This is a genomic window from Nocardia sp. CA-120079, from assembly GCF_050955745.1.
Classification (GTDB): domain Bacteria; phylum Actinomycetota; class Actinomycetes; order Mycobacteriales; family Mycobacteriaceae; genus Nocardia.
The window spans coordinates 2,650,181-2,673,303 of the sequence record NZ_CP192088.1; the positions used below are offsets into that span (position 1 = coordinate 2,650,181).

Sequence of the window (23,123 nt, forward strand, 5' to 3'; positions counted from 1 at the left end):
GGTCCGGTCGTAGGTGGTCGCGAGCCATTGCCGTGATAGCGATACCGTACTAACGCCGGTGTTGCGGCCGAGGTTGGAAACGTCGTGACCGACCTTCACCTAGGCTGTTACGGGCCGCGTTGTGAGGCCGATCGCGTTTCTTCGAGCGATGTCGTAACAGATGCCCGCTCTTGGGGATATGTGACGAGTTCGCTCTTGTAAACTCGAACGCTTGGCTCGCGGCGGTATAGCGGCCCGGTAGTGAAGTACGTGCGTTCCATTATGCGGGTGCGGTCTTTAGGCGCGCAATAGGTGAGAGGTGTAGTACCGGAAATGGCAAGGGATCGTCGTTCCGCACGTGGTAGTCGTCGCCGAGTCGGTCTACTCTTCGGAAATTTGCTCGCGGCCGCTGTGGAGTCCGCCGCCGATGCCGTCGCCATCCGGTTCAACCCTTCGGGCGATCCGTCCGATGACAGACAGCTGACCTACCGCGAACTCGACGAGGCGTCGTCGCGGTTGGCGCGCGAACTCATCGAACACGGCGTTGGCGCGGGCGATGTGGTGGCGATCGGTATCGCGCGCAGCATCGAATCCGTGCTCGCCGTGTGGGCGATCGCGAAGACCGGCGCCGCATACGTGCCCGTGGATCCCGGATATCCGTCCGACCGGATCGCACACATCCTCGCCGATTCCGGCGCCGTTCTCGGGTTGACCACCACGGCCCACCGCTCGGTGCTCGGCACGAGTGTGGACTGGATCGAACTCGACGACCCGGCGCACGCCGGGCGCATCGCCGAACGCCCGGCACATCCGATCTCCTACGCCGACCGGGTCCGTCGGCTGGACGAGCGGCACCCCGCCTACGTCATCTACACCTCCGGATCGACCGGACGGCCCAAGGGCGTCGTGGTCTCGCACAGCGGCCTGGCCGGACTGGTCGCCGCGCAGAGCGAGCAGTACGCGGTGACCGGGGAGTCACGGGTCCTGCATGTCTGCTCGCCCAACTTCGACGTTTCGGTGCTCGAGCTCCTGCTGGCATTCTCCACCGGTGCGACCTTGGTGATCGCGCCGCCTTCGGTGTTCGGCGGGGCCGAACTCGCGGATCTGCTGCGGCGCGAGCGCGTCAGCCACATGCTCATCACCCCGGCCGCCCTGGAATCGGTGGATCCGGACGGTCTGGACGAGCTGCGGGTCGTGGTGGTGGCCGGTGACAAGTTCGGCACCGAGCTGGTCGGCCGCTGGGCGGGCGAGCGCGCGTTCCACAACGGCTACGGCCCCACCGAGGCGACGATTCTCGCCACCGGCACCCCGCCGCTGGTGCCGGGCGAGCCCATCACGATCGGCACGGCCATTGCCGGTGTCGGTGCGTTCGTCCTGGACGCGCGCTTGCGTCCGGTGCCCGCCGGGGTGATCGGCGAACTGTACCTGTCGGGTCCCGCGCTGGCACAGGGGTATCTCGGGCGGCCGGGGCTGACCTCGGAACGGTTCGTGGCCAGCCCGTTCGGCGCCGATATCGGCAACCCGGGCGCGCGGCTGTACCGGACCGGAGATCTGGTGCGGCGCACCGAAGACAGTGGTGTCATCGAGTACCTGGGTCGCTCCGACTTCCAGGTGAAGATTCGCGGCTTCCGCATCGAGCTCGGCGAGATCGACAACGCGCTCACCAGCCACCCCGATATCGACTTCGCGGCGACCCTCGGCAAGACGCTGCCGTCGGGTGCGACCGCGCTGGTGGCCTATGTGCTGCCGAGAATCGGGGCCGTCGTGGACACCGATGCGCTCGCCGAATTCCTCGGAGAGTCGCTGCCCGCGTACATGATTCCGGCAGCCTTCGTGGTGCTGGACGAGATTCCGCTGACCCCGGTCGGCAAGCTCGACCGTGCGGCACTGCCCGAGCCGGTCTTCGCCCCGCGCGCATTCCGTGCCGCCGAGACGCCGGTCGAGGAAATCATCGCCGAGGTATTCGCCGGGTTGCTCGGTGTCGAGCGCGTCGGCCGGGACGACTCGTTCTTCGCATTGGGTGGCGATTCGATCCTGTCGATCCAGCTGGTCTCGCGGGCGAAGGCGCGCGGTGTCGTATTCACCGCCGCGGAGGTGTTCGAACATCGCACGGTCGAGGCGTTGGCCGAGATCGCCAGATCGGCCGATGCGGTGGAGCAGCAGCGGCTGGCTGAGCTGCCCGGCGGCGGGGTGGGTGAGCTGCCGTTGCTGCCGATCATGACGGCGATGCTGCCGAGCGACTCGTCGTATCGGCGGTTCTCGCAGACGATGGCGCTGCGGCTGCCAGACGGCATCGATCGGGAGACCCTGGTCGCGACCATCGGCGCGGTCTTCGATCACCACGACATGCTGCGCGCTCGGTTGCGTGAAGCCACCTCGGATACCGCCCGGACCTTCGAGGCCTTGGCGCGCGGCGCCGTGGACGTCGACGCGCTGGTGCATCGGGTCGAGGTGCCCGCCGATATCGACGATGCCGAGTTGTCGCGGCGGGCGAGTGTCGAATACGACGCCGCGCTGGGCCGGCTCGATCCGGCGAACGCCGTGATGGCGCAGTTCGTCTGGTTCGCTTTCCCACAGGGCGGGCGCCGTCGTGATGTCTTGCTGGTCGTCGCACACCACATCGTGGTCGACGGGGTGTCCTGGCGGATTCTGATTCCGGACCTGGCGATGGCCTGGTCGCAGCTCGCGGCGGGGCAGCAGGTGGCGTTGCCCGCCAACGGAACCTCGATGCGGCGCTGGGCGCACGCCCTGCGCGATGCGGCGCAGGATCCGGCGCGGCTTGCGGAACTGCCTTTCTGGCAACAGGTTTCGGGCACCGAAGACCCGCTGTTCGGTGCGCGTGCGTTCGATCCGGCGGTGGACACCTTCGCCACCGTCGACCGCGTCGAGGTGACGCTGCCCGTCGAGGTGACCGATGCGCTGCTGACCGCGATACCGGGCCGGTATCGCGGTGGTGTCAACGACGGCCTGCTCTCGGCGCTGGCGCTGGCGGTGAGCAAGTGGCGTGGCGAAAGCGCGGGCGGCACCGCGCTGGTCAAGCTGGAAGGCCATGGCCGCGAAGAGGAGATCGTCTCCGGCGCGGATCTGTCCAGGACCGTCGGCTGGTTCACCAGTGCGTACCCGGTCCGGCTCGATCTCGGAGGCGCGGACCTCGCCGAGGCGTTCGCGGGCGGAAAAGCTCTGGGCGACATCGTGAAATCGGTGAAGGAGCAGCTGCTCGCGGTCCCCGACAAGGGACTCGGCTACGGCCTGCTGCGCTACCTGAACCCCGAGACCGCCGGACAGCTGAGCACCGCCACCGAACCGGGTGGTGCCGCACAGATCAGCTTCAACTACTTGGGCCGGATGTCGACGGGAGAGATTCCGGCGCAGCTCGGTGCGTTGGGTTGGGTGCCGGTCGCGGATCTGGGGCAGCTGGATGCCGAGATGGATCCGGATATGCCCGCGAACGGCGTGATCGACATCAATGCGATCGTCACCGACGGTGCGGACGGACCGCAGCTGGGTGCGTCGCTCGCCTTCCCGCGCGGGTTGTTGTCGCGGGAGCGGGTGCAGGAGTTCGCCGACCTGTGGGTCGCGGCGCTGCACGCACTGGCCGAGCACGCGCGGCATCCGGATGCCGGTGGGCTGACGCCGTCGGATCTGCCGTTGGTCACGGTCGGTCAGTCGGATATCGAAGTGTGGGAACGGAATTACCCGGCGCTGTCGGACGTGTGGCCGCTCTCGCCGTTGCAGTCCGGTCTGCTGTTCCACGCGCAGCTCGCCGAGTCGAGTATCGACGTCTACACCTCGCAGGCGACGGTCGACCTGGGCGGTGACGTGGACGCCGAGCGACTGCGGGCGGCGGCCCAGGCCATCCTGGACCGCTATCCGAATCTGCGGACCGCATTCGTCGCCGGCGCCGACGGCCGCGCCGTACAGGTTGTCCTGGATCGGGTCGACGTGCCTTGGCGGGCAGTGGATCTGACGCATCTGCCCGATTCGGAGCGGTTGGCCGAACTGCGGCGACAGGTGGCCGCGGAGCGGGAGACCGGCTTCGATATGTCGGCCGCGCCGCTGATGCGGTTCACCCTGTATCACACGGATCAGTGGCATCTGGTGATCACCACCCACCACATCCTGCTCGACGGCTGGTCGATGCCGCTGCTGATGCGAGATGTGCTGGTGCTCTACGCGACTCGGGGCGATCGGTCCGCGCTGCCGCGGGTGCCCTCCTATCGCACCTTCCTGAGCTGGCTGGCCGGCCGGGATCGGGAGGCGTCGCTGCGGGCGTGGGAACAGGCGCTGTCCGGTGTGGCGGAGCCGACGCTGCTCGCCCCGCAATCGCGGACGGTCGCAGGCCACGGCAGCGGCAAGGTGGTCACCGAGATCGACACCGAGCGCACCCGCCGGATCAGCGAGCTGGCCGCCGAACTCGGCGTCACCGTGAACACCGTGCTGCAGGCGGCGTTGGGCATCCTGCTCGGGCGGTTCACCGGTCGCGACGACGTGGTGTTCGGCACCACGGTGTCCGGCCGTCCGGCCGAGCTGTCCGGCGTCGAGTCGATGGTCGGTTTGTTCATCAACACGCTGCCGGTGCGCGTGCGGGTCGACGGCAGGCTCGCGGTCCGCGAGTTCCTGCAGTCGCTGCAGCGTGAGCAGGCCGGTCTGCTCGACCACCACTATGTGGGTCTCACCGACATCCAGCGGATCGCTGGTGCCGGAGCGCAATTCGACACCCTGCTCGTCTTCGAGTCCTACCCGATCGACCGCGAGGCGATCGCCGCCGCCGATTCCATCGACGGCATGTCGGTGACCGCCGTCGGTATGGAGGACGGCGCGCACTACCCGCTGACGCTGGTGGCGATCGCGGCGTCGACGATCGAGCTGACGTGGCGGTATGCCGGTGGCGGGTTCACCGCCGATGAGGTGGGAACCCTTGCCGCGCGGCTGATCCGGGTGCTCGACGCGCTGGTCGGCGAACCCGCGGCCCTGGTCGGCGATATCGACATCATGCTGACCGACGCCGAGCGGGATCGCATCCTGCTGGAGTGGAACGATACCGGTCATGCGGTCGAACCCGAGCTGCTGCTGGACGGCTACCGGCGCGCGGTATCGGCGCATCCGGATCGGGTCGCGGTGGCCTACGAGGGCGCCGAGCTCACGTACGGGGAACTCGACGAACGGGTGAATCGCCTTGCCCGCCTGCTGATCTCGCACGGCGTCGGCGCGGAATCACTGGTCGGCCTCGCGGTCCGGCGCTCGCTGGATCTGGTCGTCGGCATGTACGCGGTCCTCACCGCGGGTGGTGCGTACGTGCCCGTGGATCCGGATCATCCGGCCGACCGCGTCGAGCACGTGCTGAACGCGGCGCGGCCGGCGTGCGTGCTCACCACGACCGCGGACGCTGTGCCGGTGCCGGACGGAATTCCGTTGCTGCACATCGACACCGCCGATCTGGACGGATTCGCCGGTACCCCGCTGGCGGCCGGGGAACTGCTGCGGCCGGTGCGCCCGGAGAGCCTGGCGTATGTGCTGTTCACCTCCGGCTCCACCGGACGGCCCAAGGGTGTCGCGGTCTCGCACCGGGCGATCGGCAATCATCTGGCCTGGATGCAGTCCCGCTATCCGCTGCATGCCGACGATGTGTACCTGCAGAAGGCCGCCTTCACCTTCGACGCATCGATGTGGGGCTACTTCATTCCGCTGCGGCTCGGCGCCAAGCTGCTGATGGCCACCCCCGATGGTCATCGCGACGCTACCTACATCGCCGAAACCATTGCGGCGCAGCAGGTTACCGTCACCGACTTCGTGCCGTCGATGCTCGCGGTGTTCGCCGCGCACACGCCCGTCGGGACACTTCCGACGCTGCGGCACATCATCGTCGGCGGCGAGCTGCTGCCCGCGGAGACCGTGGCCGCGGTGCGCGCGGTCTGCGACGCGTCGGTGCTCAACGTGTACGGTCCGACCGAGACCGCGGTCGCCGTCACCACCTGGCTCGCGACCGTCGACGATCAGGGCGGCCTGCCGATCGGATCGCCGGTCTGGAACAGCCGACTGTACGTACTGGATTCCCGCCTGCGGCCGGTGCCGGCCGGTGTCACCGGTGAGCTCTACATCGCCGGTGATCAGCTGGCCCGCAGCTATCTGGGGCGCGCGGATCTGACCGCCGAACGGTTCGTGGCCAACCCGTTCGGAACGGGTGAGCGAATGTACCGGACCGGCGACCTGGTGGCTTGGAGTGCGCCGAGTGTTCTGAAATACCTGGGCCGCACCGACTTCCAGGTGAAACTGCGCGGACAGCGCATCGAACTCGGCGATATCGAGGCGGCGCTGCTGGCGCAGCCGTCGGTGAACCAGGCGGCCGTCCTGGTGGTGCCGACCGAACTCGGCGACCAGCTGGTGGCCTACGCGGTCCCGGTGCCCGGCGCACACCTCGAGGTGGAGCCGCTGCGTGCCGCGCTGGCAGGCACCCTGCCCCAGTACATGGTTCCGGCCACGATCGTGGAGCTTGCCGAGTTCCCGCTCAGTACCGCGGGCAAGCTGGACCGCAAGGCGCTGCCGCGGCCGACTCTGGCCGGCCGGGAGTTCCGTGCGCCGGCCACTCCGCTCGAGGAGATCGTTGCCGGTGTGTTCGCCGAGGTGCTCGGTGTGGATCGGGTGGGTGCCGACGACGACTTCTTCACCCTGGGCGGCAACTCACTGGTCGCCACCCAGGTCGTAGCCCGGCTGAGTGCGGCGTTGGGCGCGCGGGTGCCGGTGCGCACGCTGTTCGACGCACCGGTGGTCGCCGACCTGGCGGCGCGTATCGTGCCGGATTCCGAGCACGCGGATCGGCCCCCGTTGACACGGGCCGTGCGACCGGCGCGCATCCCGCTGTCGCTGGCGCAGCATCGGATGTGGGTGCTCAACCAGGTCGACATCGAATCCCCGTCCTACAACCTGCCGTTCGCCATCCGGCTCACGGGCACCCTGGACGTGCCCGCATTGCGTGCGGCCGTCGCGGATGTCCTGGAGCGGCACGAGGCGCTGCGCACACGGTTCCCGGTCGACGGCCCGGACGCGACGCCGCGCCAGGAGATCCTGTCCGTGGCCGAAACGCTGCCGAACGGACTGGAGGTCGAGACGACCGCCGATCCGGACCGGGTCGCGGCACTGTTGTCCGCCGGATTCGATGTCACCGAACATCCGCCCGTGCGCATCCGGTTGTTCTCCGATCCGGCGCGCGACGAGCATCTGCTCGTCCTCGTCACGCATCACATTTCGGCGGACGGCGTCTCGCTGGCACCGCTGGCGCGGGATCTGGCGACCGCCTACCTCGCCCGCACCGCGGGGATCGCCCCGGGTTGGGCTCCGCTGCCGGTGCAGTACGCCGATTTCGCGCTCTGGCAGCGCGAAGTCATCGGCACCGAAGACGACGAGAACTCCATTGCCGCACAGCAATTGGCTTACTGGCGGCGACAGCTGGCCGGTGTGAGCGAAACCGCGCGGCTGCCGCTGGACCGCCCGCGTCCGGCGCAGGCATCGATGCGCGGTGCGGCGACCGAAATCGCGGTGCCGGCCCAGGTGCACGCCGGGCTGGCCGACCTTGCGCGTCAGCACAATTCGTCGCTGTTCATGGTCGTGCACGCCGCGCTGGCCGCACTGCTCGCGCGGCTGTCCGGTGGCTCGGACATCGCGATCGGCACGCCGATCGCGGGTCGCGGTTCGGCCGAACTGGACGATCTGGTCGGCATGTTCGTCAATACGCTGACCCTGCGCACCGATGTCGATCGCGACGCCCCGTTCGCGGCATTCGTCCAGCAGGTCCGCGAAACCGACCTGTCCGCCTTCGCCAATGCGGAGATCCCGTTCGAGCGGGTGGTCGAGGAGGTGCTGCCCGCACGTGCCGTCTCGGCTAATCCGCTGTTCCAGGTGATGCTGTCGTTCCAGAACATCGAGCAGCCGACACTGGAGCTGCCCGGTCTGACGGTTTCGGCCGTCGATACCGGTGAGATCGTCGCGAAATTCGACCTGCAGGTGATCGTCGAGGCGCGCCGGCACGACGATGGCACGCCGGACGAGCTGGTAATCGGTTTCGCCTATGCGACAGATCTTTTCGAGGAAGCCACCATAGTGGGCCTCGGCCGCCGATTCGAGCGGATCCTCGCCGCGGTCGCCGCCGACGCGCAGGTGATCGTCGGTGCCATCGACATCCTCGACGAGGCCGAACGGGACCGGGCGCTCGCCGCGCCCGTCCGGACCGCCGAACCGGTCCCGGCCGAAGAGGTCACGCTGCTGCCGCAACTGTTGGCCGATGCCGTCGACGCCAATCCGGACGGTGTCGCGGTGATCTTCGCCGATGCCACCGAGCAACTGGCCGAATGGGAGTACGTCGACCTCGACGAGCGCTCGAGCAGGCTGGCTCGACTGCTGATCGATCGTGGCGTCGGCCCGGAGGATCTGGTGGCGATCGGCATTCCGCGCTCGGCGGAGTCCGTGCTCGCGGTGTGGGCGATCGCCAAGACCGGTGCCGGATTCGTCCCGGTGGATCCCAACTATCCCGCCGAGCGGGTCCGGCACATGATCGCCGATTCGCATGCGGTACTGGGACTTACGGTCACCGAGATCGGCGCCGACCTGCCCGACGAGGTGCAGTGGCTGACCATCGACGCCGACGACATCGATCGGCGGCTCGACGACTACAGCGCCGATCCGGTGACGGACGCGGATCGGTTGCGGCCGTTGCGCGCGACCCATCCGGCCTATGTCATCTACACCTCCGGATCGACCGGTAAGCCCAAGGGCGTGGTCGTCACGCAGGCCGGTTTGTCGAGTTTCTGCGCGGAACAGCGCGAGCGCTACCGGGTGACGAGCAGTTCGCGCACACTGCATTTCGCATCGCCGTCATTCGACGCCTCGGTGCTGGAACTGCTGCTGGCCATCGGTGGCGCGGCGACCATGGTGGTGGCCGCACCGTCGGTCTACGGCGGCGAGGAGCTGGCCGCGCTGCTGCGCCGGGAGCGGGTGACGCATGCGTTCATCACGCCGGCGGCGCTGGCTTCCGTCGACCCGGCGGGCCTGGACAAGCTCCGCGTCGTCATCGCCGGTGGCGAGGCCTGCCCGCCGGAGCTGGTGCGGCGCTGGACGATTCCGATCGCCGGACGGCGCACCCGCGAGTTCTACAACGGGTACGGGCCGACCGAGACCACGATCATGACCAATATCAGCGCGCCGCTGGTGCCGGGGGAGACCGTCACCATCGGCGGGCCGATCCGCGCCATCACCGAATACGTATTGGACGATCGGCTCTCGCCGGTGCCGGACCGCGCCGTCGGCGAGCTCTACATCACCGGCGCACAGGTGGCCCGCGGCTACCATGAGCGCCCCGCGCTGACCGCCGCCCGGTTCGTGGCGAATCCGTTCGACCGTGACGGCGCGAGGCTCTACCGGACCGGCGATCTGGTGCGCCGGACGGTCGACGGTGCGCTGGAATATCTGGGCCGCAACGACTTCCAGGTCAAGGTCCGCGGCTTCCGCATCGAACTCGGCGAGATCGACGCCGTCCTCGCGGCGCATGAAACCGTCGATTTCGCGGTCACCATCGGACATGAAATCGCCAGCGGTGCAACCATTCTCGTCTCCTATGTGCATGCCGCCACCGGTGCGGTGGCCGACGCCGACGAACTCACCGCATTCGCGGCGACCAGCCTGCCCGCGCATATGGTGCCGACCACCGTCATGGTGCTCGACGAGATTCCGCTGACCCCGGTCGGCAAGCTCGATCGTGCCGCCCTGCCCGCGCCGGTGCTGCACACCAGGGCATACCGCGCGCCGTCCGGGCGATGGGAAGAGCTGGTCGCGAGCGTCTTCACCGAATTGCTCGCGCCCGCGACACCGGTCGGCGCCGACGACGACTTCTTCGAATTGGGCGGCAACTCGCTGATCGCCACCCGGCTGGCGGCGCGGCTGGGCGCCGCATCCGATACCCGGGTGCCGGTGCGCCTGCTGTTCGAGGCATCGTCGGTGTCCGCGCTCGCGGCCAGGCTGAGCGAGAACGAGGCCGGAAGCGACCGTCCGGAGCTGATCGCGGGTCCGCGACCGGAGCGGATCCCGTTGTCGGCGGCGCAGCAGGGCATGTGGTTCCTCAACCGCTTGGATACGAACTCGCTGGCCTACAACGTGCCGATGGCGGTGCGCTTGACCGGTGCCGTCGACACGCAGGCGCTGCGGGCGGCGATCGGGGATCTGGTGACCCGTCACGAGATCCTGCGCACGGTCTACCCGCCCATCGATGCGGGCCCGGTGCAGGTGATCCTGCCTGCGGCGCAGGCGATTCCGCCGATGCTGGTCCAGGCCATCGACCCGGCCGAAATCGTGGACGCGGTGGCCGCCATGGTGCGGACCGCCTTCGATCTCACCGTCGAGGTGCCGGTCCGGGTCAGCCTGTTCGACCTCGGTGATGGTGCGGATGGACGCGAATATGTGCTGGCGATGGTCGTGCACCACATCGCTGGCGACGGTTCGTCGATCGGACCGCTGGCCCGCGATCTGATGACCGCGTATGTGGCGCGCAGCGCCGGACAGGCGCCGAATTGGACCCCGCTGCCGGTGCAGTACGCCGACTACGCCATCTGGCAGCGCGAACTGCTCGGTGCCGAGGACGATCCGGAATCGTTGGCGGCCAAGCAGATCGGGTACTGGCAGCAGGAATTGGCCGGCTTGCCGGAGCAGCTCGACCTGCCCTCGGATCGGCCGCGGCCGCTGGTGCGGTCCTTCGCCGGTGGTCAGGTGTCGGTGCGGATCGACGCCGAAACCCATAGCGCGCTGGCCGAATTGGCGCGGGCCCAGGGGGCGACCGTGTTCATGGTCGTGCACACCGCACTCGCCGTGCTGCTGGCGCGGTTGTCCGGGACCAACGACATCGCCATCGGTACGCCGACCGCCGGACGCGGCGACGCCGTGCTCGACGACGTCATCGGCATGTTCATCAATACCTTGGTATTCCGAACCCGATACGACGGCGGCGCGCGTTTCACCGAACTGCTGGCGCGGCAGCGGGAAACCGATCTGCAGGCCTTCGCGAACTCGGATGTGCCGTTCGAGCGGTTGGTCAATGTGCTGAACCCGGTGCGCTCGCCATCGCGGCATCCGCTGTACCAGGTGGGGCTGTCGTTCCAGAACCTGGACCGCGTCGCACTGGAACTGCCGGGGCTGACCGTCACGAGCCTGGATATCGGTGTCGAGGTATCGCAGTTCGATCTGCACTGGTATATCGGCGATGCTTACGACGAGGCGGGCACGCCGCTGGGTATCGGCGGCATGGTCACCTACGCCGCCGATATGTTCGATCCCGCCACCGTGCAGGGTTTCGTGGACCGGTTCGCGCGCCTGCTCACCGCCATCGCCGCCGATCCCGGTGTGGTGCTGGGTGAGATCGAGCTGACTGATGCGACCGAACGGGCCGCGCTGCTCTCGGATGCGGCCGACACCGCGCACCCGGTGTCGGCGGACTACCTGCTGACCGGCTACCGCCGTGCTGTGGCGACGACCCCGGATGCGGTGGCCGTCGTGCACGACGAGACCGCCTGGACCTATCGGGAATTCGACGAGCGCGTCAACCGCCTCGCCAGGTACTTGACAGCGCAGGGCGTCGGTCCCGAATCCGTTGTGGCGCTGGCGATACCGCGTTCGCCGCAGCTGCTCGCCGCGATGTATGCGGTGCTGACCGCGGGCGGCGCGTATCTGCCGCTGGACCTCGATCATCCGGCCGACCGGATCGGGTACATGGTGGCGACGGCCGAGCCGGTCTGCGTGCTGACCACCGACGGCAATTCGGTACCCGTCACGGGAGTTCCCGTTGTCGATATCGACTCCCTCGAGCTGTCGGAATACTCCGGTGAGCCGGTCGAGTTCGGCGAGCTGCGTGCGCCGCTGCACGCCGATCATCCGGCCTACGTGCTGTTCACCTCGGGCTCGACCGGTCGGCCCAAGGGCGTCATGGTCTCGCACGGCGCGATCACCAACCAGATCGAATGGATGGTGGCGGAGTACGGGTTCGGCGCCGAGGATGTCTACCTGCAGAAGACGGCGACGACCTTCGACGTATCGCTGTGGGGTTATTTCGCCCCGCTGTGGGTGGGCGCGCGGCTGGTGCTCGCGGCACCGCATGGACAGCGCGATCCCGGCTATATCGCCGAGCTGATCGAGACGCATCAGGTCACGGTCACCGATTTCGTTCCGTCGGTACTGCAGGTCTTCCTGGCCGCTGCCCAGGTGGATCAATTGGCGTCACTGCGTGCGGTTTTCGTTATCGGTGAGGCCTTGCCGCCCAACACCGTCGCCGATTTCGCCGCGCTGTCGGATGCCGGACTGCACAACCTGTACGGCCCCACCGAGGCAGCGGTCTCGGTGACGTACCGGCCCGCCTCCATCGACGACCGGTTGACGGTGCCGATCGGTGTGGCGCTGTGGAATACCCGCACCTATGTGCTGGATTCCCGGCTGCATCTGGTACCCGCCGGCGTCGTCGGCGAACTGTATTTGGCGGGAAGCCAATTGGCGCGCGGCTACCTCGGTCGTGCCGATCTGACCTCGGATCGGTTCGTCGCCGACCCGCACGGTCCGGCGGGTGCGCGGATGTACCGGACCGGTGATCTGGTGCGTCGCCGCGCCGACGGGGTACTGGAGTATCTTGGGCGCACGGACTTCCAGGCGAAGATCCGTGGTCACCGGGTCGAGCTGGGCGAGATCGAGGCCGCGCTGCTGGCCGATCCGTCCGTCGCCCAGGCTGTCGTTGTGGTGGCGAAGTCGGAGACCGGCGATCAGTTGGTCGCCTATGTGGTGCCCGTGACCGAGCTCGAGGCAGATAGCCTGCGCGAATCGCTGTCACACATGCTTCCGGGCTACATGTTGCCCTCGGCCATCATGGTCCTGGAATCCTTCCCGGTGAACAGCAGCGGCAAACTGGATCGGGCGGCGCTGCCGCGGCCGGTCCTGCGCGCCCGCGAGTTCGTCGCACCGGCGACCGATACCGAGCGCGCCGTCGCCGAGGTATTCGCCGAGGTGCTCGGCATCGCCAGGGCCGGAGCCGAGGACGATTTCTTCGATCTCGGCGGCACCTCGCTGCTCGCCTTCACGCTGCAGCGCGCATTGGCCACCCGGCTCGGTACCGATGTGCCGATGGCGGCGCTGTTCATCGCGCCCACCGTGCGCGGTCTGGCCACCCGTCTCGACAATCCGGACGAGCCGGCGGACGTGTCCCCCGGCACCGACACCGCGACGATCACCACCGACGCCGTGCTCGAACCGGAGATCGATGGTGCGGGTCGCGCACCCGTTCGTGCCGAGGCACCGCGCGACGTACTGCTCACCGGCGCAACCGGATTCGTCGGTGTACATCTGCTGCGGGAACTGCTGTCCAGTACCGGGGCGACGGTCTGGTGCCTGGTGCGCGGCGACGATAGCGAGCGGGCCTACAAGCGGATTCGCGACGCGATGCAGCTGTACCGGATCTGGGACGATGCCTATCAGGGGCGAATCGTCGCTGTCGCAGGTGATCTGGCCGCACCCGGACTCGGGCTCGACCAGTCCGACTGGTCCCGGCTCGCCGAGCAGATCGACGCGATCTACCACAACGGAGCTCGCGTCAATCACATCGAGCCGTATGCGCGGTTGCGCGCCGCCAATGTGTCGGGCACTCGTGAGGTGCTGCGGCTGGCGACCACGGGTCGGGTCAAACCGGTGCATTTCGTCTCCACGGTCAATGCCGTGATTCCGAATGCGCCCGCACCGGATTTCATCGCCCGTGAGGATGTGCAACTGCACGTCGACGAGGTTTCCGGAAACGGTTATGTGGCAAGTAAATGGGTCGCCGAACAACTGATCCGCCAGGCCGGTGCACGTGGTGTGCCGGTGACGATCTACCGTCCGGGCACGGTGTCCGGTGATCCGCGGCTCGGAGTGAACAGTGTCGACGACTCGTTCTGGAATATGATCCGGGCGGCCGCCATTCTCGGACTCGCCCCGGAGATCGGCGACGCCACCATGTCGCTGGTGCCGGTGAACTACGTGGTGGGCGCCATCGTCGCGCTGGCGGAGCAGGCGCCGGTCGGCGCGGCCTACCACCTGGTGAACGCTCGTCCGGTGGCGATCGGCGATATCTTCGAAGCCCTGCGCAGGCACGGGATTCCGATCGAGATCGCATCGATCGAGGAGATCGCGACCAAACTGGCCGAGGAAGCGGCGGCGCGCGATGCGACCGGCGACGATTCACTGGTGCGCGCCGCCTTGGTCAGCGGCAACTACGGCGGGGCCGCGGCCGCCGTCGACGACACCGACACCCGAATCGAATTGGCGCAGTACGGTATCCACTGCCCGCCCATCGATGCCGCAGCCCTGGACGCCTATGTCAGGTCCTTCATCGATGCGGGTTTCTTCCCCGCCCCGAGCGACGTTCAGCTGTAGAGAGGAAAGCATGACCGCCGAAGCCCAGTCCCGTCCCGCCGCTGCCTCGGGCACCTTCGCCCTCGGTGGTGACCTACCGGTCACGCGCCTGGGCTATGGCGCAATGCAGCTGACCGGTGACGGTGTGTGGGGCGACCCGAAGGATCCCGATGAGGCCGTGCGCGTACTGCGTCGTGCCGTCGAGCTGGGTATCACCCTCATCGATACCGCGGATTCCTACGGACCGTTCGTCAGCGAAACTCTCATCCGCCGCGCCCTGCACCCGTATCCGGACGACCTGGTCATCGCGACCAAAGCCGGGCTGGCCCGGCCCCGTCCCGGTGAGTGGGTGCCGATCGGCCGTCCCGAATATCTGCGCCAGCAGCTGGAATTGAGCCTGCGTCATCTCGGCGTCGACCGCATCGATCTGTTCCAGCTGCACCGAATCGACCCGCAGGTGCCGCTCGCCGACCAGCTCGGCGAGCTGGCGTCGCTGCAGCAAGAGGGCAAGATCCGCCATATCGGCCTGTCCGAGGTGACCGTCGCTCAGCTCGACAAGGCCCGCAAGATCGCCGATATCGTCTCGGTACAGAACCAGTACAACCTCGCCAACCGCAGCGCGGAGGACGTACTCGAATACGCCGAGGCCAACAACATCGCCTTCATCCCGTGGTTCCCCATGGCCACCGGCGATCTCGCGCGTCCGGGTGGTCCGCTGGACAGCCTCGTGCGCGAGGATGCCAGCCCGTCCCAACTCGCGCTCGCCTGGCTGCTGCGCCGCTCGCCGGTCATCCTGCCCATTCCCGGCACCTCCAGCGTGGCGCATCTCGAGGAGAACACCGCCGCCGCCACCATCACGCTCACCGATGACGAATTCGCCGCGCTGTCCGCGGTGAGCACCCCCGCAGCGGGGGGCGCCCGCGGTTGGCGTTCCTTGCTGCCGAAAGTGTCGCGTAGCTGAGGAAACGCCGGGTCCCTTGCGATGCGGCCGGGGACCCGGGAGTTGATCGGTAGCGCCGACAACCGATTTTCGATTCCAGCGACGAGATCGCCCCTGACGGATGGCATAGTGCAGCAATCGGATCGACGAGAGCAGCATGATGTATGAAGCGCAGCTGGTGGCCAATGACGCCGCCTATTACTACTTGGCCCGCTCGGGCCGGGGCACCGACTGGCCGATGTGGTGGGTATTCGACAACGGCGACACACCGCTGACCGCTGCCGATATCGCCGACCACTTCGGGGAACGAGCCGAACTGCTCGAACCGCTGCGACGTCGGATCCAGGAGGTGCCAGGCGGGCTCGGGCATCCGTTCTGGGTGGTCGACGACAGTCCGATCGACGCGCACATCGTTACTCATGCTGCGGCGCAACTGGATTGGGCGCAGTGCCAGGACGAGGTCGGGCGCATTCTGGCGCAGCCGCTGGATGCCCGGGTCAGTGCCTGGCAGCTGCACGTATTTCCGAACGTGACCGGTATCGCGACGCCGAGCGGTGTGGGTGCCGTTGTGCTGATGCATATCAGTCATGCGCTGATGGCCGGTCCGGCCATGACATCGCTGTCGGAGGCGTTGTTCGCCTCGGTGCCGTTGCGGATCGATGGGCAGGGTCCGGCCACGCGTCGCCCGCGCCCGGCGCTCGCTTCCGTGGTCGGTGTGCTGAGTTGGCCATTGCGGGCCTTGCGGTTCAACGTCCGCGTCCGGCGTGAGATGCGTCGGATCGCTCGTGAAAACGACGACAGCGGCCCGAACACGCCACCGGTCACCGCTACGGTGCTCAATCGCCGGATCGGGCCGGGACGCGCCATGCGGTCGATTCCGTTGGAACTGCGGGCCGTTCGTGCACCGGGGATCACGGTGACGGCCCTCGGACTGACGGCGATATCCCGCGCCATGCAGCGCTATCTGGAAAAGCGGGATGGCTCGTGTCCTGACGATCTCGCGGTATTGGTGACCGTCGCGGTGCCCGACGCGCCGGTGATGGGTGTCAATTGTGTCGGGGCGGCCGCGGTCGAGCTGGCCGCTGCGGAACCCGACCTCGCCGCTCGTGCACGGGCGGTCGACGCCACACTTCGCGTGCGCCGCGATTCGCCGTTGGGTCGCCGGGAACTCAATCGACTCGGACTCATCGACCTGCTGCCCAGTCGCACCTACCGAACGCGATTCGGTACGCTCGCGCCCGCCGATCCGGATGCCCCTGCCTATGCACACACCATCCTGACCAGCATTCGCTGTGAGCCGACCGTCGAATGGTCACTGGCGGGCAAGCCGTTTCGCTTCGCAGGCATGCTGCCGCCGGTGTATCCGGAGATCGGTTTGGCGCATTCGTTCGTCGGCGCGGGCGACACCTTCACCGTATCGGTGGCGTGTGATCCCGAGATCGTCCCCGACCTGGACGACTACTGCGACATCCTCCGGGAGTCGTGCCACGAAGTCGCGGCCGCCCTCACAGCGTGACAAGTCCGCGCGGCCCGAGGCTGTTTCCGCGCACTGATTTCGCCCGCCGCGCACGTTTTCGCCCCGCGATTTCGTGCGCGCCTTGACGACGGGTGCGCGGGGCTACGACGTTATCGCCGCGATCTGTGTACTGCCGCAACCGGTCCCAGGCGTTTCGGACTCCTTCGGAATGGTCGCCAACCCGAAGCACTTCCAGCGCGCCCAACAGCAACTGCGACGCCGCGCCGCGCGTCGGCGTGGCCCGGACAAAAGCACCGGCACCACACCGTCGAAACGGTGGCAGCGCACCACAGTGCAGCGTAAGTCGCGTTCCCAAAAATGGGAACGGGGATTGTGCGGGCGGCGATGTTGTGGCGGTACAGTTCTGCCCTGGCACCGCTAAGAATTGGACCTCGATGTGGTGCCGGAGGCGTCACGATGCGGAAAGGCGTTGGTCGCGCAGCCCTTCGGGTTCCATTGCTCACCTCTTGTTCCCCCTTGCCGGGAGGTGCCGGGGAAAGCTGCCGCGACCTGCGATGGGTGCCGTTCGTGACCCCACTCCCGATTGCGGAATCTCTAATTCCGCAACGGGAGTGGGACACCGCCCGCGCCATCGGAAGGACAATTGATGGATGTCCGCGATCGGCCGTTTCTTGTTTCCGCCGATGCCGATCCGCTTCTATCATTCGGTCAGCTTGAGGCGTGGGCCGAAACCGTCGCACGGAGTTTGCGGAAGAATGGCGTCGGTGCCGGTGACGTAGTGGTCGCCGAGCTACCGAATTCGCCTGCCTTCGCCGTCGTAATGTCGGCCGCCTGGAATATCGGTGCGGTATTCGCGCCGGTGGATCCGCGGCTGAGTGCGCGGGAGAAACAGCAGATTTTTACATTGGCTCGGCCTCGAGTGGTGGTCGCGCCGACCCTCGCTTCGATCGATTCGCCGACACTATTGTGGCGCAACCCGTTCGAGCCTCCGGCACAGCTGGAGTGGATCCCGGCCCCGCCTGCGCGCCGCGGGGGCTGGATGCCGACGGTGCCCGCACCGACGGTGCACGAGGACGACCGGCTGATCCTGTTCACCTCCGGCTCCACCGGAGCGCCGAAGGCAGTGGCATTGTCCGAGGCCAATATCGCCGCCGGAATCGCCGCTGTCGCAGACCATTTCGCACTCATACCGAACGACCGCACTATCGCACTGCTGCCGTGGGCGCAGAGCCACGGCCTGTTCGCGAACCTCATGGCGACACTGCGTAGCCGGTCCACCATGGTGCTGCCCGCCACGGGCGAGGCGCGTCAAACGCACCGGCTGCTGGATGCGGCGGCGCCGACCTGGCTCACGGTGATGCCGATGCAGCTGGCCGGTATCACCGCGGGACTGGTGGCATCGCGAAAGCGCGCACGCGGCATGCGTTTCCTGCGCACCGCCTCGGCCCCGCTGTCCCGTCTCGCGGCCGAGCGCGCGGAACGGCTGCTCGACTGCCCGGTCGTGGAGGCCCTGGAACTCGCCGAAACCAGCCACCAGGCGGCGGCCGATCCGCCGTCGTGGGAGCGGGTGCCCGGTACGGTCGGTACCCCGACCGGCGTCGAATTCCGCTTGGCCGGCGACGAAATCGCCGGCGGGCGCGAACTGGAAGTCCGCGGCACGGCACTGTTCAGCAGATATGTCGGCAATCCTGCCGCCACCGCTGCCGCCTTCACCGCCGACGGCTGGCTGCGGACGCGTGACGTGGCGCGCCGGGAAGAAGACGGACGCCTGCGAATCCTGGGTCGGCTCAGCGAAATCGCGCACCGTGGCGACCACGCGGTGGCACCGGTCGACGTGGAGGCCGCGCTCGACGAACATCCGGATGTCCTCTCGTCGCTCGCGACGCGGGTGCCGCATCCGCATCTCGGCGATGACGTCGCGGCGGTCGTCCATTTGCGTGCGGGTTCGCAGACCACCAAGCGTGACATCGTGCGCCACTGCCACTCCCACTTGGCCGAGCACCAGATTCCGGGCCAGTTGCGCCTGGTGAACCGGCTCCCGCAACTGCCGAACGGAAAACCCAGCCGTCGCATGGCGGCACAGCTGTTCGAAGTCGGCTGAAACAACCGACCGGACGGATGAATCATCCTGTCCTGCACGGCTTTACCGTGGCGCACTCCGACTGAAGCATGCCTTCCCGGCAGGTTTGGGTCGAGCTCGGAAGCTCGTTGAAGCGGATGCCGAGGACCACCGAGCGTAGTCGAGTTGTGGCTGGTCAGTCAGCACCAAACCACCTTTCGACTACCCTCGGCGGGCTTCGGGCCGCCGCAGCACCACCGATGCCGTTGACCTGTACCTGGCGGTAGCACCGGACAGTGGGCCACGATCAACCTGCGGCCGCGATTATTTGCGAGGCGCTAGAACGTTGGTATGGCCTTCGACGGGGTGAGGGTGCTGCTGCCGGTCCAGTATTCGGGCAGTGCCATCTTCTGCAGGATTCCCGATGCCGTCGCGAAGTCCTCGGCCTCGGCGGCTGCCAAGTACTCCCGACTCAGATGCACATTGATGAACCTGTTCATCAACGCGGCGCGCTCTCGGGTCACGGTGCCGGTCAAGGTGGGCAACGTATTCCCGGTGCCAGACACGACATCCCGGATGGCATGGATGACCGGCTCGGTGGGGTTGTCGAAGTAGTCGCGCAGGAACTGCTGCTCCGGCATGGTGAAGCTGCTGAACTGCAGATCGGGATCGGCGAAGCGCCGTTCCGCGAGCCGATGCGCGGTCCGCTTGAACAGCGCGACATTGGCCGGCGTCTCGCCCAGTTTGAGCACACCGAGCGAGGCGATCGCCTGCCCGACATGCTTGTCCCCGTCCCACATATTCGGCCCCCAACTCGTGCGGTAGTTGTAGGCCTTGATGGCGTTGGTCCGCATTTCCTTGTCCTTGAATCCGGCGCTGAACAAAGCCGCTTCGGCATCGCCGAGGCTGGCGCCGCGGTCGACCACCCGGTCGATCGCGACAGCGGCACCCATCGGCGTATGGCCATATGTCGCGGCCGCGGACCTGGCGGAGTCGATGATCTGCTCGCGGGTGCGGTAGTAATTGCGGATCCAGCCGAACCGGTCCGCCTCCACGGCCATCCGCATATTCGCCAGCTCCGCTTGCTGCCGCATCCCGGCGCGCGAACTCAACGGTGATCGTTTGCGGCCCATGAGATATTCGGCTACCGGACTGGCGTTGACCGTGTTGATCGCCGCGAGTGCCGTGACAAGCCGCTGGCTTCCGGACATGCCGCCCGACCCCATCATGGGTCCCCCGCCACCACCGGCCGGGGCGGCATGTCCACTCGCGAGCACACCACCGATCCGACCCGCTATGCGGCCGGGTGCAGCGGCTAGATTTCGACTCATCCGGCGCAGCAAGACGATCCCGACGAGCATGAACGACCCACCGATGAAAATCACCGCGATGCCATGGCCCTGCGCCTGCTTGAACACATCACCCAGCACGAGAGCGTAAATGCCGAGATAGACGGTGAAGGCGATCATTTTTCCGGCCGAGACGAAGGCATCGACCAGATTGCGCACCAGGAAGGTCTGGCTCGGTCCGTAGACGAATCCGCCTGCGGCGAATCCGAAGATGGCCATGAAGGCGTGATAGATCGCCTCGGCCGCGGCAACCACGATCTTTCCGGAGAGGTATACGCCGAACATGAGCAGCACGGCGGCGAAAATCAGCAATAGCAGGCCGGTGCAGATCTGACCCGCATTGGGATTGTCGGCTTTGGCGTAAGCCGCGATGTCACCGCAACGCTTCATGCCGCTGGCGACCTTGTCATCGCTACCGGCCGCAACTGCGGCCGACCATGCGGCGCGGCAGGCGGGTGATTCGTCCACCACATGGCCGAAGTTCCACACCTGCAACGGATACCGGACGAAATTGTCCGCGAGCGTGCCTTCGATGGAAGTGACGATCGCATCGGTATTCGGGTTCGCTTGGCCGTTGAGACCTGCGGCGACCGCGACACCGACGTCGCGGCCCTGCGCGAGCAGCCCGTCCGAGGACAGCACATCGGCCATCGGATGCGCCAGGTACGTCACGCCGAATAGACCGACCGCGAGCATTGTCACGACCTGAAGAGTGGCCTTGGAGAAGTGTCCACGTAATACGAACCAGGCGACGAAGAATGCGCCGATCGATACGGCCAGTGTCAGCACGATCGGCGTGGCGATCTGGCCGGAGAGGGTATCGGCGACCCGCGTCAACGGTTGCGCGATGAGGTCGAGCCAACGGAAGCTCACCACATAGCGGATCACCCAGATGCCGGTGACCTCGGTGGCCATGAACCCGGCGAATTCCAGATCTAAAATGGTCGACAGCGCCGCATTCCCGGGGTGTAGGACGTTGCCGTGGTTCGTAGTGAAAACGTAATTGGCCAGCGGCACTCCCGATGAATCCCGGACCTCCATCCAGCCGATGGCATCGATCGTCGAGGACCCGGCGCTATCTGTCTGCGTCTGCGCCGTCGCCACCGCACCGATTGTCATCGGAACAACGAAGATTACGAATACGGCGAATAGCAGTCTGGCCGCTATTCGGCGCAGCCGAGTTGCGCCGATCCAGTGCCCGCAGCGACGCAGCACCGCACGCGGCCGCCAACGCGCCGTATCCCAGAACTCCAAGTCCGACAATGCATTCGGGCGGCCCGCGCGGCCGTCCCTGATCCGCTTGCCAACGAGACTATCCGATCGCCCGAACACGCATACGAATATAATTGGTGGTCGAACACCGAAAACCCTTTGGGCTCAGGGTGATTCGTATAAAATTCGCAGGGAAATCCGCGTGACTGTTACCGACAGCACATCGAATTGTTTTGGGCAGAATTCGGTATCAGCTCGGCGGCAGTTCGGAATGTCTGGCGAAGGCCTGATCGATCAGCTCCGATGTGGCGCGCGTGGCGATCAGCCGCGCGATGGCCAAATCCGATTCGAGTTTGGCGCGGTCCTTCGGTGTGCGCCCGGACTGTTCATAGGTCTGGCCCGCCAGGAAGTAGAACAGTTGGGTCGCATACTGATCGGCGATCTGATTGCAATCGGCTCTGAGCCGCTCGACCAGTTCGAAGGCGTCGCGCGCGGAAATACCCGCATCGACGAGTCGGGTGGTCAGGTCGCCGCAGCGCGGATTGGTCACCCGGTAGGCCTCGTGCGGATCGCCGCTGGCGGCGAGCGCCTGCTGCACGTACTCCGGAAGTTCCGGGGGTGCCTGTCTGCGCTGCGGCCGGGGGGAGCCGGGCGCAGCGACCGTCGTCGGCTCGGAGACGGGCTGGTCGTTGACGCCGAGCACCTCCGCCAATCCGTCACCGCGATCCCAAGCTTCGAGCAGTTCCCGAATCCCGTTCAACTTCATGCCCCGACTGAGCAGACGACTGATCGTCTGCAATCTGTTGAGGTGATCCGACCCGTAATAGCCGATGCGCCCCCGGACATCGGGGGACGGGAGGAGTCCTCGTTCGTGGTACACGCGGACGCTCCGCACGGTGGTATCTGCCGCCCGCGCCAGTTCGTCGATCGTGTACTCGGACCCAACAGCCATATCCATAGGAAACCACAATTCGCCCCAAGCGGATGGCCCGCGAACAAATGTACCGTTAACTAACGATACGCCAAGATCACATGTTGGTCAACGTGCCGTTAAGTAGCGGCAGAAGCGATTGCTCGCTGACGAATCGTGAGTTAACGTTCGTGGACCAGCATTCAACGCTGGCCTTCCGGGGACTGTTGAGCAGCCCTGATGACCGCCTGACCAATGGGCCCGCACAACGGAGTTGGCGCGCCCTCGGCATCCCCGGAGACGGCTATGAGCATCACGCAATCTTCTTCCCTCGTCGTGGAAACCGTTGTGACAGCAAAGGTTTCGACGCTTCCCAGTGGTTCGGCCCATCGGCCGCCCTGTGCGGACGGTCCCGACGACTGGGATCTGGACGTCGGCACTCCGGACTCCTGGCGTGCAGCGATGCGAATCTGCGAGAGCTGCCCGGTTTTCGCGAAATGTGAACAGTTGGCGCAGACGCTCATCGAGCGCGGCACCGGTCCCCGCGCGATGATCTGGGCCGGAATTCCCTATGACAGCGCGGGCAAGGTCGTCTCTGACCTGGACCGTCATCGCATCACCCCGATCGACCACAAGCGGCCGCTGCGGATCATCCGAACCGGCTCGCGTCCGGCCCCCGCCGAACCCGCTCCGGCGGCCCCGCGCCGTCACATCGTGCTGGGCCGAAGGCTGGAACCGACCGGAACCGGCGCACACTGACCTATGCTTCGTCCACTGTTCACGACGGACTTCAT

Annotated in this window: 7 protein-coding genes; 5 read left to right on the plus strand and 2 right to left on the minus strand. The window is 67.0% G+C overall.

Features of this window, described 5'->3' with window-relative positions; all coding sequences use genetic code 11:
- Positions 1-375 precede the first annotated feature (375 nt).
- The 4 genes from ACQPYR_RS12240 (at position 376) to ACQPYR_RS12255 (ending at position 18,900) form a co-directional block, all read left to right on the plus strand.
- Positions 376-14,403, plus strand: coding sequence for an amino acid adenylation domain-containing protein (locus ACQPYR_RS12240; RefSeq protein ID WP_433631261.1), 14,028 nt, complete (start codon positions 376-378; stop codon positions 14,401-14,403).
- A 10-nt stretch (positions 14,404-14,413) separates the two neighbouring features.
- A complete protein-coding gene (locus ACQPYR_RS12245; protein WP_433631264.1) occupies positions 14,414-15,343 on the plus strand; it encodes an aldo/keto reductase in 930 nt (309 codons plus the stop codon).
- A gap of 136 nt (positions 15,344-15,479) precedes the next feature.
- Complete coding sequence (locus ACQPYR_RS12250; protein WP_433631266.1) at positions 15,480-16,838, plus strand: wax ester/triacylglycerol synthase domain-containing protein; 1,359 nt, start codon at positions 15,480-15,482, stop codon at positions 16,836-16,838.
- A 607-nt stretch (positions 16,839-17,445) separates the two neighbouring features.
- Entirely contained in the window at positions 17,446-18,900 is a 1,455-nt protein-coding gene (locus ACQPYR_RS12255) for a class I adenylate-forming enzyme family protein (RefSeq protein ID WP_433631269.1), read from the plus strand.
- A gap of 296 nt (positions 18,901-19,196) precedes the next feature.
- On the opposite strand, the gene ACQPYR_RS12260 is transcribed toward ACQPYR_RS12255, so the two are convergent.
- A complete protein-coding gene (locus ACQPYR_RS12260) occupies positions 19,197-21,539 on the minus strand; it encodes a hypothetical protein (protein ID WP_433631272.1) in 2,343 nt (780 codons plus the stop codon).
- A gap of 130 nt (positions 21,540-21,669) precedes the next feature.
- Positions 21,670-22,371 (minus strand): MerR family transcriptional regulator, encoded by a 702-nt coding sequence (locus ACQPYR_RS12265; RefSeq protein WP_387296684.1) that lies wholly within the window; start codon positions 22,369-22,371, stop codon positions 21,670-21,672.
- 264 nt (positions 22,372-22,635) lie between these two features.
- Here ACQPYR_RS12265 and ACQPYR_RS12270 point away from each other — a divergent pair, with 264 nt between their 5' ends.
- Complete coding sequence (locus tag ACQPYR_RS12270; protein ID WP_433631275.1) at positions 22,636-23,088, plus strand: hypothetical protein; 453 nt, start codon at positions 22,636-22,638, stop codon at positions 23,086-23,088.
- The last annotated feature ends 35 nt before the right edge of the window (positions 23,089-23,123 follow it).